This window comes from Streptomyces sp. NPDC099050 (assembly GCF_044759865.1).
GTDB lineage: Bacteria > Actinomycetota > Actinomycetes > Streptomycetales > Streptomycetaceae > Streptomyces.
Genome location: NZ_JBIWAE010000015.1, coordinates 41,357 through 58,848 on the forward strand (window position 1 = coordinate 41,357; position 17,492 = coordinate 58,848).

The 17,492-nt window shown below is 72.3% G+C and carries 12 protein-coding genes, 2 tRNA genes and 1 pseudogene; 6 read left to right on the forward strand and 9 right to left on the reverse strand.

Annotated elements, in window-relative coordinates; translation table 11 throughout:
* The first annotated feature begins 91 nt into the window (after positions 1 to 91).
* Both ACIQV3_RS24335 and ACIQV3_RS24340 read left to right on the forward strand, forming a co-directional pair.
* Positions 92 to 665, forward strand: a pseudogene (locus ACIQV3_RS24335) (bifunctional DNA primase/polymerase).
* Positions 656 to 729, forward strand: a tRNA-Lys gene (locus ACIQV3_RS24340). Before ACIQV3_RS24335 ends, ACIQV3_RS24340 begins: the two are co-directional and overlap by 10 nt.
* A gap of 101 nt (positions 730 to 830) precedes the next feature.
* On the opposite strand, the gene ACIQV3_RS24345 is transcribed toward ACIQV3_RS24340, so the two are convergent.
* Positions 831 to 2,066, reverse strand: coding sequence for a M6 family metalloprotease domain-containing protein (locus ACIQV3_RS24345; protein WP_403715066.1), 1,236 nt, complete (start codon positions 2,064 to 2,066; stop codon positions 831 to 833).
* A gap of 399 nt (positions 2,067 to 2,465) precedes the next feature.
* Between ACIQV3_RS24345 and ACIQV3_RS24350 the strand changes: the two genes are divergently transcribed.
* Positions 2,466 to 4,358: a putative bifunctional diguanylate cyclase/phosphodiesterase gene (locus ACIQV3_RS24350; protein ID WP_403715068.1), complete on the forward strand. Its 1,893-nt coding sequence runs from the start codon at positions 2,466 to 2,468 to the stop codon at positions 4,356 to 4,358.
* 1 nt (position 4,359) lies between these two features.
* Here ACIQV3_RS24350 and ACIQV3_RS24355 read toward each other — a convergent pair whose 3' ends face one another.
* Positions 4,360 to 4,620, reverse strand: a complete 261-nt coding sequence (locus tag ACIQV3_RS24355) for a DUF397 domain-containing protein (protein ID WP_403715070.1) — start codon at positions 4,618 to 4,620, stop codon at positions 4,360 to 4,362.
* Complete coding sequence (locus ACIQV3_RS24360; protein WP_403715333.1) at positions 4,610 to 5,428, reverse strand: helix-turn-helix transcriptional regulator; 819 nt, start codon at positions 5,426 to 5,428, stop codon at positions 4,610 to 4,612. The genes ACIQV3_RS24355 and ACIQV3_RS24360 overlap by 11 nt, the downstream gene beginning before the upstream one ends.
* A gap of 173 nt (positions 5,429 to 5,601) precedes the next feature.
* Here ACIQV3_RS24360 and ACIQV3_RS24365 point away from each other — a divergent pair, with 173 nt between their 5' ends.
* Complete coding sequence (locus tag ACIQV3_RS24365) at positions 5,602 to 6,756, forward strand: serine hydrolase domain-containing protein (RefSeq protein ID WP_403715072.1); 1,155 nt, start codon at positions 5,602 to 5,604, stop codon at positions 6,754 to 6,756.
* Between the two features lie 70 nt (positions 6,757 to 6,826).
* Here ACIQV3_RS24365 and ACIQV3_RS24370 read toward each other — a convergent pair whose 3' ends face one another.
* The gene (locus ACIQV3_RS24370; protein ID WP_403715074.1) at positions 6,827 to 8,530 is read right to left on the reverse strand and encodes a glycosyl hydrolase family 18 protein; all 1,704 of its coding nucleotides are present in this window, start codon (positions 8,528 to 8,530) and stop codon (positions 6,827 to 6,829) included.
* Between the two features lie 327 nt (positions 8,531 to 8,857).
* Between ACIQV3_RS24370 and ACIQV3_RS24375 the strand changes: the two genes are divergently transcribed.
* Positions 8,858 to 9,631 (forward strand): NADAR family protein, encoded by a 774-nt coding sequence (locus ACIQV3_RS24375; RefSeq protein ID WP_403715076.1) that lies wholly within the window; start codon positions 8,858 to 8,860, stop codon positions 9,629 to 9,631.
* Positions 9,632 to 9,657: 26 nt separating this feature from the next.
* Here the strand turns inward: ACIQV3_RS24375 and ACIQV3_RS24380 are convergent, their stop codons facing one another.
* Positions 9,658 to 10,938: an LLM class flavin-dependent oxidoreductase gene (locus ACIQV3_RS24380; protein WP_403715078.1), complete on the reverse strand. Its 1,281-nt coding sequence runs from the start codon at positions 10,936 to 10,938 to the stop codon at positions 9,658 to 9,660.
* A 238-nt stretch (positions 10,939 to 11,176) separates the two neighbouring features.
* On the opposite strand from ACIQV3_RS24380, the gene ACIQV3_RS24385 reads away from it, so the two are divergent.
* Positions 11,177 to 11,935, forward strand: coding sequence for an IclR family transcriptional regulator (locus ACIQV3_RS24385; RefSeq protein WP_243337173.1), 759 nt, complete (start codon positions 11,177 to 11,179; stop codon positions 11,933 to 11,935).
* A 100-nt stretch (positions 11,936 to 12,035) separates the two neighbouring features.
* Here the strand turns inward: ACIQV3_RS24385 and ACIQV3_RS24390 are convergent.
* The 4 genes from ACIQV3_RS24390 to ACIQV3_RS24405 all read right to left on the reverse strand — a co-directional run bounded on the left by ACIQV3_RS24390 (position 12,036) and on the right by ACIQV3_RS24405 (position 17,296).
* Positions 12,036 to 12,109: transfer RNA gene (locus tag ACIQV3_RS24390), tRNA-Lys, on the reverse strand.
* A gap of 110 nt (positions 12,110 to 12,219) precedes the next feature.
* Positions 12,220 to 13,905 (reverse strand): AMP-binding protein, encoded by a 1,686-nt coding sequence (locus tag ACIQV3_RS24395; protein WP_403715081.1) that lies wholly within the window; start codon positions 13,903 to 13,905, stop codon positions 12,220 to 12,222.
* 58 nt (positions 13,906 to 13,963) lie between these two features.
* Entirely contained in the window at positions 13,964 to 14,590 is a 627-nt protein-coding gene (locus ACIQV3_RS24400) for a lytic polysaccharide monooxygenase (RefSeq protein WP_403715083.1), read from the reverse strand.
* A 255-nt stretch (positions 14,591 to 14,845) separates the two neighbouring features.
* Entirely contained in the window at positions 14,846 to 17,296 is a 2,451-nt protein-coding gene (locus ACIQV3_RS24405) for an SPFH domain-containing protein (RefSeq protein WP_403715336.1), read from the reverse strand.
* Positions 17,297 to 17,492 lie beyond the last annotated feature (196 nt).

Here is a 17,492-nt window from a genome sequence, read left to right on the forward strand (position 1 = left end):
ACATACCCCAGTCCCACCCGGCCTGTCCCGGTTTCCCGTAACTCCCGGAGATCGGTCCGCTACCGCGGGTAGACCTGGACGCATGACGACGATGACCGGCTGCCCCGCGCTCGACCCGCGGACGACGACCGCCTCCGCGACCCACGTCACCCCGGCCGGCGCCGCCTGGCTGGCCTCGGCCTCCGCACGGCCCGGAGGCACGCTGGCGGCCTGGCAGGCCCGGCCCACCGCGCCTGCCGTGCTGCCCTGCGGGACCGCCTTCGACGTCGTCAACGTCCCCCTCGTCCTCGGCCGCAGGATGCTCGACCTGCTGTGGGCCGAAGGCCCCGGCTCCGGGCCTGCGGCCGTGCACCGCGGGCGGACCCTGCTCTTCGCCGCGCCCGGGACCGCCCAGCGGCTCCCGGCCCTGCTGGCCTGGGAGGAGTGGAGCACCCCCGTGCCCGCCCCGCTCTGCCACGGCCCCGGCGACGCCGTCACCGTGCCCCCGCTGGCCGCCGACGGGGGGCCCTCGCGCTGGCTCGTGGCGCCCGACGCGCGGCTGCCGTGGCTGCCCGGACCCGAGGCGCTGCTGTGGGCGTTCGTCCGTGCCACCCGAGCTGCGGATATCGATTTTTCCGATCGCCGCCCGGGGTGCTAATGTCTCTCTCGTCACCAAGCGCCGCTAGCTCAGTTGGTTAGAGCAGCTGACTCTTAATCAGCGGGTCCGGGGTTCGAGTCCCTGGCGGCGCACAGACGGAGAAAGACCCCCACGGAAGTGGGGGTCTTTTTCGTATCCCTGCGCCCCTGAGTCCCTGAGTCCCTGCGCCCCTGCATCCCTGCGTCCAGCACCGCTACCGCGTGATCTTCACCGTGTACGCGCCCGACTGCGTGCGGTCCGCCACCTCGACGGTGATCCCCTCGCCCGGGACCGTGAAGGTCTCCCCCACCTCCAGCGGGGCGTCCGCCAGCGGTGGGTACACCGACCGGTCCCAGCAGGCCTCGGTGTCGGGATGAGCGTCCACGACCTCGATGGGCCCGCCGCCCGAAGCCGCCTCATTGCGGACCCGGTAGACGAGGACCCCCTCGGTGCAGGTGTCCCCGTCGTTGCCGGCGGAGCCCCGCGCCTCGATGGCGATCGCGCTGCCGGGGCCCGTACGGACCACCGCCATCCGCGTGCCGCCCGTACCGCCCGGGCGCGGGGCCTCGGACAGCGGCTGGAGGGTGTGCAGGGAGGAGCCGGATCCCACGCAGTCCACCTGGGAGGAGTCCAGCCAGCCGAGCTTCCACTTCTGCCAGGCGAAGAGGTCCGGGGCCATGCCGAACTGGCTGCCCATGACGTCCCAGTCGCCCACGTACGTGTCCCAGTCGCCCTTGCCGTCCGCGGGCCGGTGGTAGAGGTCGGGCAGGTCGAAGACGTGCCCGGTCTCGTGGGCCAGCACGTTGCGGTCCGGCGGGTGCTTCTCGAAGACCGTGACGATGCGGCGCAGGTCGGTGCCGTCCGCCCGGATGGGCTGCTCGAAGTTGACCACCTTGGTGGCGTCGGAGTCGACACCGGGCGCTTCCGGGTCGGCGACGAAGTAGACGACGTCGTACCGGCCGAAGTCCACCGAGGGGTCCGCTCCGGCCACGGCGTCGCGCAGGTAGGCGGCCCGGTCCGCCGGGGCCCAGTCGCGCTGTATCCCGTAGGCGGCGGACGGCTTCGGCATCTGGATCCACTGCTTCTGCGGGTGCGGGACCAGCCGGAAGCGGCCGTAGGAGGCCCGCTCGAAGAACTCGCTGGTCGCCGGGAAGTAGTCGGCGGTGAGTTCCTCGGTGGTGAGCGTGGTGCGGTGGTCGGGGAAGGAGAGGAAGACCATGACCGCGTTGAGGGTGCGCTCGGGCTTGGGGTAGGCACCGTTCCAGCTGTCCAGGCCCAGGGAGTGGTGGGCCGCGGTACGGGTCAGCGCGCACGGTCCGGCTCCGGGAGCGGCGACCGCGGGTCCCGCGACGAGCGACATGGCGGCGAGCGCCGTCAGGGAAGTGAGCGCCGCCGCGGTGGTTCGCATGCGGGAGCGGTCCACTCCCCCGGGTGTCTGCTGTCGCGGCACATCGACCTCCGGTGGTGGATTAGTCCCTGTTCATCCACCTTGGGGCGATTGTCTTACTAATGCCCTGTTCCGCTGCCCCACACGAGTGAGTACTAGGGCAAGCCGGTGACGCGAGGTTTCGCACATTCACCTACGGAAAGTCACGACCGATCAGGTCGGGTCAGCGGTGGGCGCCGGATGCTCACAGCCGCGCGAAAACGATCATTCGCCGTCAGGCCGACGATCCGTCATCACACCGAACTCCCGCGTCACACACGGCGTCGCCGCTGGATAGGGCCGTCCGGGAACCTCTATGATCGGCACACTTTCCTGCACGGACACTCACACGCACTGCGGGAGCCAACGGTGAGCGGAACCCCAGATGGACCCGGGTCGGCGGCCGACGGCATCCGACCGGTCATGACGCAGCGTCACCCGGCGACGCCGGCGGCGACGGCAACCCCGGACCGCGACGACCACCAGGCCGACCACCAGCCCGACTACCGGGCGGACCACCAGCCCGACCGCCAGGCTGACCGCCAGGCCGACTACCGGGCCGACTACCGGGCCGCCTTCAACGCGGCCCACCTCCCCATGGCCGTCGTCGACCGCACCGGCCACATCGCCGGAGCCAACCAGGCCCTCGCCGCGCTCCTCGGCTCCGAGCCGCACGTCCTCGCCGGGCAGTCCGCCGCCGAGCTGGTCGACCTGGCCTCCGAGGCCCGGACCTGGCACGCCTACCAGGAGGTGCTGCGCGGCCGGCAGGCCCGGCTCCGCTGCACCCGCCGCCTCAAGCACCCCGACGGCCACTCCCTGTGGACCGAGATCACCCTCGGACCCGTCCCCGGCTCGGGCACCGGCGACGTCCTGCTCTCCGTGGCCGACATCAGCGACCGGCGCGACCTCCAGGCCAGGCTGCGCCACCTCCAGATGCACGATCCGGTGACCCGGCTCGCCAACCGGGCCCTGTTCTTCGAGCGGCTCTCCGCCGCCCTGGAGGCCTCCTCGTACGGGCAGAGCGGCACGGGCCGGATCGGGCTCTGCTATCTGGACCTCGACGGGTTCAAGGCCGTCAACGACACCCTGGGCCACCGGGTCGGCGACCGGCTGCTGACCGCCGTCGCCCAGCGGCTCACCCAGTGCGCCGACCAGTCCGGCTACGGGCGCACCGGCGGCCACCTGGTGGCCCGGCTCGGAGGCGACGAGTTCGCCCTGCTGGTCGAGGAGTCCACCGGCACCGAGCAGCTCGTGGACCTGGCACGGAGCGTCCTGGCCGCCGTACAGGAGCCCTTCGACCTGGCCGGTCAGCGGCTGTCGGTCTCCGCGTCCATCGGCGTGGTGGAGCGGGCGGCCGCCGGGACCTCGGCGACCGGCCTGATGCAGGCCGCGGACACGACCCTCTACTGGGCCAAGGCGGACGGCAAGGCCCGCTGGACCCTCTTCGACCCCGAGCGCAACGCGCACCGGATGACCCGCCAGGCCCTGGCCTCCACGCTGCGGCCGGCCGTGGAACGCGGCGAGTTCACCGTGGAGTACCAGCCGCTGGTGGACCTGGAGAGCGGGGCGGTGCGCGGGGTGGAGGCCCTGGTGCGCTGGAACCATCCGCAGTTCGGCACGCTGACGCCGAATCGGTTCATCGGAATCGCCGAAGAGGACGGCTCCATCGTCCAGTTGGGCCGCTGGGTGCTCCAGACCGCCTGCCGCCAGGCCCGGCGCTGGCAGATCGAGCAGCCCAGCGACTCCCCCGTCTTCGTCTCCGTGAACGTGGCCGTCCGCCAGGTCTGGGACTCCGACCTCGTCGGCGACGTCGCCGAGATCCTCGCGGAGACCGGCCTGGCCCCCCAGCTCCTCCAGCTCGAACTGACGGAGTCGGCCGTCATGGGCTCGGCGGGCCGCCCGCTCCAGGCCCTCCAGGCGCTGAGCGACATGGGGGTGCGGATCGCCATCGACGATTTCGGCACCGGCTACTCGAACCTGGCCTACCTCAGCCGCCTGCCCGTCTCCGTCCTCAAACTGGACGGCTCCTTCGTCCGCGGCTTCCGCTACGAGGAGGGCTCCCACCCGAACCCGGCCGACGAGACCATCGTCGAAGCCCTGGTCCAGCTGGCGCACCGGCTGGGCCTGACGGTGACGGCCGAATGCGTGGAGACCGCCGGCCAGGCGGCCCGCCTGCGGCACATCGGCTGCGACACCGGCCAGGGCTGGCTGTACTCCCGGGCGGTGGCCCCGGACGTCATCGCGGGCATCATCAGCCGCCAGGCGGCGGCGGGCCCCGACCAGCCGGAGGGACCCGCGCCGCATCCGGAGGTCTGAGTCAGAGACTCCGCACGAAGGCGGTGAACGTCTCCGGCGCGATGGTGAAGGCGGGGCCGTCGGGGCGCTTGGAGTCCCGGACGGCTACGCGGCAGGGCTGGGCGGCGATCTCGACGCAGTCGCCGCCACTGGATCCGCTGTACGAAGCCTTGCGCCAGGCGGCGGTGCCCAGTGGGGCGCACTCGACGCAGTCGCCGCCCGTCCCGCCACTGTGAGTGGACTTACGCCACTGCGCGCCCGCCAGGCCCTGGTTACTTCCCATAGCGTTCCTCCATCACGCGAGCGATCAGCTCTGCCGATGCCCGGGGAGAAAGGGCCTCGGCTTGCAGGCGAGCGTAACCGACTGAACGCTCTTTGATCACTTGCGGGTTGGCGGTCATGTGTCCGCAGTCGTAGCTCTCGCTGTAGTGGAGGTCCGGGTCGCCGTCGAAGCGCAGGAGATTGAACGAGCCCATCATTCCCGTGTGCTGGCCTACCTTGAACGGCAGTACCTGGACCTCCAACCACGGCCGGTCACGGAGGCTGAGCAGGTGGGCGAGCTGGTCCCGCATGACCTTGCGGCCTCCGATCTCCCGGAGGAGAGCGGCCTCGTCCAGCACTACCCACAGCACAGGTGGACTCTCGCGGGCCAGGATGCGCTGCCGGTCCATGCGCGCCGCAACTCCAGCATCGAGCGTGTCGGGGTTCTCGATGCCCAGCACCGCTCGCGCGTAGGCCTCCGTCTGGAGCAGCCCGTACACCAACTGGCACTGGAACGTGGAGATGAACGTAGCCCGGGCCTCCATCTCCGCGTACGCCTGAAACCAGTGTGGCAGCTGGCTCCGCAGGACCAACCCCACCAGGCGGGAGAAGTGCCCGTCGGTACCCAGCGCAGCATCCAGCCGCTCCGAGAACTCCCGGGTCGGCACCCGTTTCGTGTTCTCGATCATGCCGATCAGCGAGCCCGAGCAGTAGATGATGTCGCCCAGTTGCTGCTGCTTCAGCCCGGCCGCTTCTCTCAGGCGGCACAGCTCGTAGGCGTAGTACTCCAGCGGCGAGGCGCTGGGATCGAGAGCGCGGATGTTGACCACGGGAATGGCCACCCCCATGAGGACGCGTGCGGATCCAACTCATCGCCGAGCGTAATGACTTCAGCACACTCCGGTACGGGGAATCCGGCAACCTGTCCATCCAGCTGGCACCCCTTCACATGGGGGCGCGTACCCGATGGCTGCCGACCCTCGGCCGTTCCTAGCCTCGGTTCATGATCTCTCGTCGCTTCTGGTTATCAACCGCGCTGCTGGCGCTGACCGTGTCGTCCCTCCCCTCCGTCGCGGCTTCGGCCGCGCCCCGCCCCTCCGACCCGGCCGGTTCCGTACAGCGTGACGCCGACGCGTTGCGGGACACCGGGGTCACCGGGGTGGCGGTCCGCCTGGACACCCCGCGCGGGACGGTCACGGCCCGCTCCGGGGTGGCGGTTGCGGAGGACGGCTACCTGCGTCTGGGCAGTACCACCAAGACGTTCGTCGCCACCGTCGTGCTGCAACTGGTGGGCGAGAAGCGGCTGTCCCTCGACCAGACCATTGAAGAACTGCTGCCCGGGGTCGTGTCCGGTGCCGGCAACGACGGCCGGACCATCACCCTCCGCGATCTGCTCCGGCACACCAGCGGCCTGCCCGAGTACATCCTCGACGTCTTCCCCGAGCCCAGCGCCCGGACCTACCTGTCCAACCGGTGGCGCGCCTACGCACCCGAAGAGCTCGTAGCCCTGGCCATGCGCCACGAACCCTCCTTCCCGGCCGGCACCCGCTGGGCGTACTCCAACACCAACTACGTACTGGCCGGAATGATCATCGAGAAGGTCACGGGCCGCACCTGGGAGCAGCAGGTCCACGACCGCGTCCTGCGCCCGCTCGGCCTCCGGCACACCGCCACCCCCGGCAGGTGGCCCTTCCTCCCGCATCCGCGCACCGCCAACCACCAGCAGTTCACCGCGAACGGCCCCTTGGTCGACACGAAGGTCTCCTACCGTCCCTTCGACAGCGGAGCCGACGGCTCGATGACCGGTACGGCCCTCGACCTCAACCGCTTCTTCTCCGCACTGGCGGCCGGACAGCTGCTGAAGCCCGCCGAACTCGCCGCCCTGCGCGGCACCGTGCCGATGCCGCCGGACAGCGGTCACCCGGAGGGCACCCGGGACGGTCTGGGCGTGTTCTTCACGCCGCTGTCCTGCGGTGGCGGTTACCTGGGGCACGGAGGAAACGGCTTCGGATACGAGATCCGGGCGGCGACGACCACGGACGGACGGCGCACCGTCACCGTCTCCGCCCACAGCCGTTCCGCGGACCCGCAGGTCGCCGCCCGCCAGGAGAGCGCACTGCGCGACCTCGTCGACCACGCCCTGTGCGGAGACGGCTGACAACACAGCAGCCCCCGCACCCTGGGAGGGGAGTGCGGGGGCTGCCGGCGCTCGGCGCGGGGTGGGGGGATCAGCAGGCGCCGAGGTCCTTCCAGACACCCCATTCACCGGTGGTGCCGGGCACCTCGTTCTGCGTCCACCACTGGGCCTTGTACTTGCGGCCGTTGTACGACACCTCGGTGCCACCGGTGTAGACGTTGCCCGCGACGTAGGCCGGAGCGGTGCAGCCCGCGGGCGGCGTCGTCGGAGGCGTGGTCGGCGGGGTGGTCGGCGGCGTCGTGGGCGGGGTGGTCGGAGGCGTGGTCGGCGGGGTGGTCGGCGGCTGGGTGGTGCCGCCGAGGGAGTCCGAGATCTGGTTCAGCAGGGTCGCGTTGGCGTCCAGGCCGAGCAGGGAGTACATCATCGCGCCGGCCAGGCCGCGCTGCTTGCCGTAGTCGACCCGGGCCTGGATGGACTTCTGGTTGAGGCCGGTGAAGAACTCGCCGTCCTTGTAGAAGTACGAGGCCTTGGCCTTGTCGTCCCAGAAGGTGGTCGCCGGGTTGTCGACGATGCCGCCGAGCTCCTTGTAGAGCGCGATGCCGGCCTGCTGGCTGGTCGGACGGGCGGCGGAGGCCAGGGTGGCGGGCTGGGCGAGACCGTTGGTGGTGCCGGGCTGCACGCCCTTCCAGCCGCGGTAGTAGAACTCATAGCCCAGGACCAGCTTGTTGGCGGGGAAGCCGCCGGTGATGCCGTAGGCCGCGTTGCCGTCGATCCAGGAGTCGATGGCGTTCTTGATGCTGTACTTCTCGGTGCCCGGGGCGATCGGGTCGGTCGGGTCGGACGAAGAGGGCAGCAGCGGGGACTGGTGGTACGTCGGACCGTCCGAGTCCCAGGCGCCGTGCATGTCGTACGTCATGATGTTCGCGTAGTCGAGGTACGCGCCGATCTTGTCCGTCTCGATGTACTTGATCTTGTCCTGGCCGGCCGGGAGGGCCGAGGTCAGCAGGTACTTCTTGCCGCCGTTGGCCGCGCCGTGGGCGTCGAGCTGCTGGCGGAACTCCTTCAGCAGGAGCGTGAAGTTCTGCTTGTCCTCGGGGGCGTAGTGGTTGCCGAGGTGGCCGCCGGACGAGCCCGGGTACTCCCAGTCGATGTCGATGCCGTCGAAGATGCCGGCCGCGCTGCCCACGCCGCCGTAGCCGCCCTCGACGGGCAGGTTGCCCTTGATGTACTGGTCGATGCAGGAGGAGACGAGCTTCTTGCGGGAAGCGTCGGTCTTGGCCGCGTCGCTGAAGTACTTCGAGTAGGTCCAGCCACCGAGCGAGATGTTGATCTTCAGGTTCGGGTACTTCGCCTTGAGCTGCTTGAACTGGTTGAACACGCCGACGATCGGCTGGTCCCACTTGTCGGCGACACCGCTGACGCTGTCGGCCGCGCTGAAGGACTTCTGGTAGTCGGCGTACGAGTCGCCCGCACCGTCACCGGCGTTGGGGTTGTTGTCGTCGCCCGCCGCCTTGTTCGCCTCGAAACAGGTGAGGTTGGTGGGGTGGATGTTGCCGAACGAGTAGTTGATGACGTCCAGCTTGCTCGCTATGCCACGGGTATCGAGGTGCTTGGGATAGAACGCGTTCCCGTACACGGACCACTGGTCGTAGTAAGCGATCTTGACGTTGCCGGCCGTCGCGGTGGTCCCGGCCTCGGCGGCCGAGGCGGTGGTGAGTCCCGCGAAGGCGGCCAGCGTGCCGCCGGCCAGCGCGGCCGTAGCGGCGGCCGCGATGAGGGATTTACGGATGTGCATGAACTGCCTCCGGGGAGTGGGAGGGGAAGGCAAGACTTCAGGTGGGGATAGTGATAGCGATCACTCCGGTCCTGAGTCAATGGTTTGGACCAAAGAAGGACTAGACCACTCGAGGACCAGAAGCCCACGTCAGGGACTTGGGACCCAACCAAAAATCGTCCGCCACCCTTGGTGACAAGCGATTTAAGGCTGCCTTCATTCACTCTCCGGCAAGGTTTCAGCAACAAACCAGCCAAACTCCGGATGCCGGCCCATGTGAGGCGCGACGGGTTGCTGTACATCCGTAAACCCTCCCGGAGGGACGCCCGTCGGCGGCAGAATCACGGGATGACCGGCAACCGGATCACCCCGACCGACCGCTGCCTGGCCGCCGTCGACGTCTTCCTCGCCGACCGGACGGAAGAGAACCGGGCCGCGGCCCGGACCGCGTTCCTAGCCGTCCCGCTCTCGGAGCGCCGAGGCCTACTGGGCGACATGGACAACAAGGACGGGCCGCTGCGGGTCCTGGTGGCGGGGCCCGGCGGGCGGACCTACCTGCCGATCGACCCTCCGGTCACGCAGGAGACGTACGACCGGGCCGTCGCGTACTTCGAGAATCTGGCCCGCTGGAGGGCGCAGCGGCAGGCTCGCGTCCCAGCCGACGGACCCGAGGCCTCGCAAGCCGCGTCGGTCCACCTCCGCCAGTTGTTCCTGAGCGGGCCGATGGCAGATCCCGGCCGGATCGGCCTGCGCAACGACTACCCGGTTCCGATCACGGTTGGCGAGATCACCTACCCCTCGGTGGCCGACGCCTACTGGACGCTCTCGCTCGCTCCGTTGTGGGACTCGCCGCGCAAGCTCGCGGACGTGGTGCGGGGCCGTGAGGGCTGGGAGCACGCCCGGACCGCCGTCATGGCCGGCCTGCTGCGCGCCAAGTACCACCAGCATCCCGAGCTGGCCGAGATCCTGCTGGCGACGGGCGATGCCCACCTGAGGTACGAAGACTTCGACTCGGCCTTCTGGGGCGACGGCGCCGGCCAGGGCCGCAACTGGACCGGCCGGCTCCTCGAACTCGTCCGGTCCGAACTGCACATGCGGCGGATCGGGATCCCCGGCCTGTAACCGGGGATCCCGGGAGGGCGGGCGGCTCAGGCGCCGAAGGTCGGCATGCCGTAGGCGTCCGCGACGAGGGCGTACGAGCGGAGGCGGGCCTCGCCGGCGTGGGCGTTCGCGGTCAGCATCAGCTCGTCCGCGCCGGTCAGCTTCGCGAGGGCGTCCAGGCCCGCCGTGACCTCGTCGGGGGTGCCGTGCACCACGCTCGCGAGGCGGTCGTCCACGAACTCCCGCTCCAGCGGCGTGTACGGGTACGCCGCCGCCTCCTCGGGCGTCGGGACCAGCCCGGGGCGCCCGCTGCGCAGCCGGAGCATCGACAGCGCGCCGGTCAGCACCTGCGCGCGGGCCTCCGCGGCGGTGTCGGCGGCGAGGGCCGCGACTCCGATGACGGCGTACGGGGCGTCCAGGACGGCCGAGGGCCGGAAGGACTGCCGGTAGAGGTCAAGGGCGGGCAGGGTTCCGGCCGGGGAGAAGTGGTGTGCGTAGGCGAAGGGCAGCCCGAGTCCGCCGGCGAGGCGGGCGCTGAAGCCGGAGGAGCCGAGCAGCCAGATCGGCGGCCGTCCGGCGGGTCCCTGTACGGGGCCCGGCACGGCGTGCACGCGGGCGTACGGGTGCCCGTCGGGGAAGTCGTCGTCGAGGAAGCGGATCAGCTCCGCGAGCTGCCGGGGGAACTCGTCCACGGCCTCGTCGCGCCGCCCGGGCCCGCGCAGGGCGGCGGCCGTCTGCCCGTCGGTGCCGGGCGCCCGGCCGAGGCCGAGGTCGATCCGGCCCGGGGCCAGGGCCTCCAGGGTGCCGAACTGCTCGGCGATGGCGAGCGGCGCGTGGTTGGGCAGCATGACCCCGCCGGAGCCGAGCCGGATCCGGGAGGTGTGGGCGGCGAGGTGGGCCAGGATCACGGCCGGGGAGGAGCTGGCGACCCCGGGCATCGAGTGGTGTTCGGCGACCCAGTGGCGGTGGTACCCGCGGGACTCGGCGAGCCGGGCTATGTCGACGCTGGTGCGCAGGGAGGCGTACGCGGTGCTGCCGGCGCCCACGGTGACGAGGTCGAGCACCGAGAGCGGCACCGGCGCGCGGCCGGGGGCCGTCCCGCGGATCCCTCCCTCGGCCGATCCGACGCCCGGCCCGACGCCCTCCCCGTCGCCCGATCCGACGCCCGGCCCGACGCCCTCCCCGTCGCCCGATCCGACGCCCGGCCCGACGCCCTCCCCGTCGCCCGATCCGCCGCCCGGCCCGACGCCCTCCCCGTCGCCCGATCCGCCGCCCGGACGGTCGGCTCCCCGTCGTCCAGCGTCCCCCGAGCCTCCGGTGTCACTCATCGTCTCTCCCGCTCCGCTCGTCCGTTCGTCCCGTCCGTACGAAGAACCCGAACCGCGCGGCCGGTCCGGGCATTCCCGGCACTCTCGGACACCGCGCATGACCTTGGCATATGCCAGAGGAGTAGATCCAGGCAGAGCGGTGCAATCGAGCCATCAATCTCATCAACAGGCGCTCCACACGGGCCTCTTGATGGCTATCGTGTGAGAGCAAGCGGTAACAACCTGCTAGGGGGAAACCGTGGCGCTGAAGCCCGAGCCGACCGCGCCGTTCCACTCGGTGCAGTACGCCCTGCGCGTACTCGAAACGGTCGCCCGCCATACCGGCGGTGTGACCGACGTACAGATCGCGCGTGAGACCGGCCTGCCCGCGGTCCATCTCGCCCCCATGCTCCTCATGCTGCGCCGCGAGGGGTACGTACTGCAGGTGTCCGACGGCGCCTACGCCATCGGGGACTCCCTCGTGCTGCTCGGCTCCGGCGTCGACCGCCAGCAGGCGCTGCAGGACAAGCTTCAGGACACCCTGGACCGGCTGCGGGACTCCGTCGGCGCCGCGGTCTACATCAGCCGGTACGTGGACGGCGAGGTCCGGATCACCCAGTTCGCGGACAGCCCGCGCACCCCCAAGGTCCACGAGTGGGTCGACTTCCGCTCGGCGGCCCACGCCAGCGCGGTGGGCAAGTGCCTGCTGACCCAGCTCGACCTGGACGGGCGGCGCGACCACCTGTCCCGGCACAAGATCGCCCGGCTGACCTCGAAGACCATCGTGAACGAGCGGATCCTCTTCTCGAAGCTGGACAGCCAGCCGGCCACCGTGCCCACGCTCGACCTGCAGGAATACGCCGTCGGCACGGTCTGCGCGGCCGTTCCGATCACGGCCGGAGCCTCGGTGGGCTGCCTGGCCCTCTCGCTGCCCGTGGAGCACGCCCACCGCCTGCGGGCCGCGGCCGACGTGCTGAACCGCAAGGCCGCGCCGCTGCTGCTGTCGCTCACCCTCTGAGGGGGGCGGCCCGCCCCCGGAAGCGGAACCGAAAACGGGAACCGCCCGGAAAACACTTCGGGCGGCTCCCGGTGAAACCGGAAACCGCCCGAAGGACAGGTGCGCCGCCAGGGACTCGAACCCCGGACCCGCTGATTAAGAGTCAGCTGCTCTAACCAACTGAGCTAGCGGCGCCTGCTGACAGAGAAAATACTACCTGCTCCCCCGGGGTGCTCAAAACCGGTTCCGGAACCGCCGCTGCGACCCTTCACGCGGCCTTTCCCCGACCCCGCCAGTGGCCGCGGTCAGCGGCCCAGCAGATCGGCACGCCCCTGGGCCTCGTAGGCCTCCAGGAGCCCTTCCAGGTCCTCCGCTTCCAGCCTCCGGTACGCGTCCTCACCGCGCGGCCGCCACCAGACCGGGTCGGTGGTCCGGAAGGCCTCGCCGCGCAGGGAGACCCGGTGGACCTTGTTGGTCGCCGTGGTCGGCATGGCGCCGACGACGCGTACGTAGCGCGGGGCCATCTTCGTGCCGAGGTCGGGCTGTGCGGCGAGGAAGGACGCGAAGCCCTGCGGGGAGAAGACGGCCCCCTCGCGCAGGGCCACGGCGGCCATGACCTGGTCGCCCGCCACCTCGTCCGGTACGGCGTACACGGCCACCGCGGCCGCCCGGGTCCAGCGGGCCAGGATGTTCTCGATCACCGCGGCGGCCAGGTTCTCGCTGTCGACGCGCAGCCGGTCGTCGGTGCGGCCGGCGAAGTAGAGGAAGCCTTCGGGGTCGCGGAAGAAGAGGTCCCCGGTCCAGTACCAGCCGTCGCGGGTGCGGGCGGCCTCCGCGTCGGGGTTGCGCCAGTAGCCCTCGAAGAGGCTGCGGCCCTTGTTGACCAGCTCACCGATGGCCTCGGAGCCGTTGAGGAGCCGGCCCCGGGCGTCGAGCTCGGCCGGCGGGCACTCGCGGCCCGTCTCCGGGTCGATGACGGCCAGGTCGTCGCCGGCGCCCGCGCGGCCCAGGGCGCCCGGCGGGGTGTCGGGGGTGCGCTGGACGGAGGCGCCGCCCTCGGTGGCCCCGTAGCCCTCGACGAGGCGGACCCCGAAGCGCTCGGCGAAGCGGGCCGCGTCGACGGCGCCGGCCTCGGTGCCGAAGCCGAGGCGCAGGGTGTGCGCGCGGTCGTCGGGGCGGGGCGGGGTGGCGAGGAGGTACTGCACGGCCCGGCCCACGTAGGTGAAGTACGTCGCCTCGTAGGCCCGTACGTCGTCCAGGAACGCGGAGGCCGAGAAGCGACGGCGCAGGGCCACGGCGGCCCCGCCCGCGAGGGCGGGGAGCCAGTCGGCGATGACGGCGTTGCCGTGGAAGAGGGGCATGCAGATGTAGTGGACGTCGTCCGGGGTGACCGAAAAGTGACGTGCGAGGGAGGCGCCGGCGCCGGCCAGGCGGCCCTGGGTGCAGATGGCGGCCTTCGGGGCTCCGGTGGAGCCGGAGGTGAAGTAGAGGAGCAGCCGGGAGGACGGGGTCGGACCGGGGCCGAGCGTCGCGTCGCCGGGCTTCGCGCCCGCGTACGGGGCGAGCAGGGCCTCGTACGCGTCGGGGTCCTCCGCGTCCGTCACGAGCAGGCGTACGCCGGGCAGGTCGAGGCCGCGCAGCAGCGGCAGGTGGGTCCGCTCGGTCACCAGGATCCGGCAGTCGGTGTGCAGGATGTCGCGGGCCAGCTCGGGACCGCGCCGGGTCGGGTTGATCCCGGCGACGGCGGCCCCGGCGAGGGCCGCCGCGCCGAGCCAGAACGGGAACTCGGGGGTGTTGTCGAGCAGCACCCCGATGTGCGGCTCCGCCCCCGGCGGCAGCAGGTCGACGAGGAGCGCGGCGCGCGCCGCGGCCTCCAGGGCGGTCCGGTGGTGACTGAGGACGCCTTCGGCGTACTTCAGACCGGGCCGGTGGTCGCCCCATCGGCTCGCGATGAGCTCCGCGACGGTCTCGGGTGTCGTCGTCGTCCGCATGCCGCCGGAGAATAGCTGACGTTCCGTCAGAATTGAACGCCGCGGCGGGCCGTGGCGATCAGAACTGGACGTCGGAGCAGGAGTAGAAGGCCATCGGGGTGTCGTTGACCGTCCACACGGCGAGGATCATGTGCCGACCGGTCTTGCCGCTCGGCATGGTGCCCTGGTGGACGGTGGTCATGGCGGGACGGGCGCCGTTGTAGGCGACCGTGAGGAAGGGCTGCGGGTCGAGGGCGGCGCGGGTGAGGGGCTTGGTGGAGTCCCAGCCGTTCTTGGTGACGTAGTACCGGAAATCGGTGGCGGCGTGGTTCGCGGTGAACTGCCAGCGGAAGCTGTAGCTCTGCCCGCTGGTCACCGGGGTGGCCGGCCAGGCGCCGCCGCGCGGGTCATCGAGCTGCGCGAACTCCGGGTGGTTGCCCGCACATATGCGGCCGTCGGCGGGACCGGCCGCGGGGAAGCCCTTGAGGCCCTCGACGCTCTGGGGCTCCCACTGGATGGGGCCGCAGTCGGAAACGGTCTTGTTGGCACAGAGCTTCTGGCGGCTGATCGGGGTGTCGGTGTACCCGTGGCTGCTGGCCGTGGGGGCCGTGACGAGCGCGAGGGCGGCGACGACTCCGAGGCCGACGGTGGTGGCGGTGGCCGTGGCGGCGGCCCGCTTGGTTCTGGACATGCGGAAGGAACGCATGGGGCTGATGCTCCTTGAACGTGGGGGGATGTCCGGAGAGAGCGTGCGCACGCGTGGGGATGGGCCGTACCGGTTTCGGCGGCACGGCCCGTTCACGAGCTCTGGTTTAGGTCTAGACCAAGTTCCACAGTATTGACGGGAGTTGGCCATGTCCAGACCAACGGAAGAACGGGTGGTCCGGACCAACCGGATTCCACCCGTTCTTTCTTTTGCCGGCCGGCGTCGGCCCGCGTCGGCCGCGTCGGCTCGTGGGGGCTACTCGGCGCGGCCCGTGTAGAAGGCGACGGTCAGGTCCTTCACGAGGGCCTTGCGCTCGTAGTCGTCGAGCTCGACGATCCCGCGCGAGGTGAGGCGGTGGACGGTGTCGTCCACCGCGTCGACCACCGAGGTCAGGACGGTGTCCCGGTGCTTGGCGTCGATCGCCGCGACCCGGCGCCGGCGCATGGCGTCCGCGACCTCGGGGGCGTACTCGATCCGGGTCGGCTGCGCCGAGAACACCTCCACCCCGACCGCCTCGGTCTCGGCCGCCAGCATCCGCGTCAGCGCGTCGCCGACGGCTTCGGCGTCGCGCAGGGTCGGCGCGGCCTCGTGGAACGCGTCGGCCGGGAGCTGGGAAAGGACCCGGGCCATGGCCGATTCGACCTGCTCGGCGAGGTAGTCGACGTGGTCCTCCACCGCCAGGGTCGCCCGGGCGGTGTCCTTGACCTGCCAGACCACCTGGACCACGACCTGGAGGGCGAGACCGCCGGAGTCCACGGCGGGCATCGGGTCGCTGCGCCAGTGGCGCAGCCGGACGTCGACCCGGCGGCGCAGCAGGAGGGGGCTGATCCACGTCAGGCCGGTACGGCGGACGGTGCCTCGGTAGCGGCCGAAGAGGGTGAGCACCCAGGCGTGGCCGGCGCGGCCGCGGCCGAGACCGCCGAGGGCGAGCAGGGTGACGACCCCGAGGAAGGCGAGCGGGGGCCAGAACCGTGCCTGCAGCCCCCGGTACGGGCGGGGCTCCGCGCCGAACGCCACCGCGAGGGCGTCGGGGACGGCCCCGGCCCGCCAGAGCACGACGGCGCAGCCGGCGAGTGCGATGCCGCCCACGGCTACGGCGATCCAGCCGGGGAGCACCGGGCCGCGGTGCTCGTGGAGCCGGTCGTCGCCCCGGGGTACGCGGCGTCCGGGGGCGGGCCGGGCCGCGGCGGCCTTGGCCTTCGGCCGCGGGGCCGGCTCTCCCGGCTTCGACTGCGTCGTCGGATGCGTCGTCGGATGCGGGTGCGGCTGCGGGTGGGCTGCGCCGCGGAACGGCAGGTGCACCGGCACCTCGGTCACCGCGACCCCGCGGGGCGGGGCGACCCGGGGCAGGTCCTGCGTATCGTCCTCCGCGATCCGCGCGACGGCCCGCGCGACGACGTCGGCGACGTCGGCGGCGCCTGAGCCGTCTGAGCCGTCTGAGCCGTCTGCGACCTCGGGTCCGGGAACGATGGCGTTGCCGGTCGCGGACCGCGGGCCGGGCGCGGCTTCGCCGTGGGCGGGCTTGCCGGTGGCGGGCTCACCCTCCTCGGCCCGGCCGTCCGGGGTCTCCCGTCCGGGGCCGTCGTTGCCCACGGGTTCGGCGTCACCGGCCGCGCCCGGAGCGGGCACGGACCAGGTCAACTCCCGCCCGGCGGGCGGGTCGGCCGGACCGGCGTCGCCCGGCTCGGGCAGGTCCCGTACGGGGTGCGGATCCGCGTACGCGGCCTCCGCGGCGGGGCCCGGAACCGCGTGCTGCGGGGCGCGCCCCTGCTCGGCGGACGAGCCGCCCTGTCCGGGCAGGTCCCAGGCGGCGGGCGGACCCGCGTGCCGCGGGGCGTGCTCCGCCCTGGCGGTCGCGGCGGAGAGGGACACGGCCGGGGCCCAGGCCTCGTCGTCCCGCGGGTGCGGCCTGGCCGTCTCGGTGTCGGGGTGCCGCGGCCGGAGCGTGGCCGCACCGGCGTGGGACACCTCGTCCTGGGGATGCGGGATGTCCACCCCGGGCCCGGCCTGGGCCCGCGCCGCGGGTACGTCGCTGCGCGCGGCCTCCCCGATCCGGCCGGCGGGCCCGTGCGGCGCACCGGCCGAAGCCCGCACCGCCACGCCGACGGCGGGGGATCCGTCGGCTTCCCGTCCGTCCCCGGCGGCGGCCTCCGCATGCAGGGGCCCGGGAAGCTCGGCCGCCAGGGCCCAACCGGTCGGCGCGGCCCACTCGGTCACCGTTGCCGCGCTGTCGGACGCGGACGCCGCGGAACCCACGGCCGGCACCGCGTCGGAGGCCAGGGCCCCGGAGGCCCCGGCCCACCCGCCAACGCCCGGCGCGGACACGGAGCGAACGGACGCGGACCGCGCGGATGCCGCGCTGTCGGGCGCGCCCGACAGGTACGCCCCCCGCTCGGCGTCACCTCCGCCGGAGCCCCGCCCCGGCGCGGCCCCGGCCCCGGCGGAGCCCCGCCCTGCGGTGACCGGGTCGGCCACGGCCGACAGGCGACCGCCCCGCTCGGCGTCACATTCGACGGAGCCCCGCCCCGGCTCGGCCGGCCCGAACCCGGCCCGGCCGTGCCCGCCGGACGGGCGCGAACCCCGCTCGGCGTCGGCCCCGGCGGAGCCCCGCCCTGCCGCAACCGGGTCGGCCGCGGCCGACAGGCGTGCGGCCCGGTCGGGCGTGGCCGTCGCGTGCGAGCCCAGATCGCCACCGGCCCGGGCCACTGACCGCCCTGCGGCAAGCGGCTCGGCCGCGACCGCCAGGTGTGCGCCCCGCTCGGCGTCAGCCTCGGAGGAGACCCGTGTCGCCGCGACCGGTACGGCTGCGGCAGGCGCGGCCCGGTCGGGCGTGGCCGACAGGTGTGCGCGCCGCTCGGCATCGACCCCGGCGAAGCCCCGCCCTGCGGTGACCGGCGCGGCC

Excerpts from the sequence above, each read along its gene's own strand:
- ACIQV3_RS24350 (WP_403715068.1), top strand. The coding sequence starts at position 2,466 with ATGACGCAGCGTCACCCGGCGACGCCGGCGGCGACGGCAACCCCGGAC.
- ACIQV3_RS24355 (WP_403715070.1), bottom strand. The coding sequence starts at position 4,620 with ATGGGAAGTAACCAGGGCCTGGCGGGCGCGCAGTGGCGTAAGTCCACT.
- ACIQV3_RS24365 (WP_403715072.1), top strand. The coding sequence starts at position 5,602 with ATGATCTCTCGTCGCTTCTGGTTATCAACCGCGCTGCTGGCGCTGACC.
- ACIQV3_RS24370 (WP_403715074.1), bottom strand. The coding sequence starts at position 8,530 with ATGCACATCCGTAAATCCCTCATCGCGGCCGCCGCTACGGCCGCGCTG.
- ACIQV3_RS24375 (WP_403715076.1), top strand. The coding sequence starts at position 8,858 with ATGACCGGCAACCGGATCACCCCGACCGACCGCTGCCTGGCCGCCGTC.
- ACIQV3_RS24380 (WP_403715078.1), bottom strand. The coding sequence starts at position 10,938 with ATGAGTGACACCGGAGGCTCGGGGGACGCTGGACGACGGGGAGCCGAC.
- ACIQV3_RS24395 (WP_403715081.1), bottom strand. The coding sequence starts at position 13,905 with ATGCGGACGACGACGACACCCGAGACCGTCGCGGAGCTCATCGCGAGC.
- ACIQV3_RS24400 (WP_403715083.1), bottom strand. The coding sequence starts at position 14,590 with ATGCGTTCCTTCCGCATGTCCAGAACCAAGCGGGCCGCCGCCACGGCC.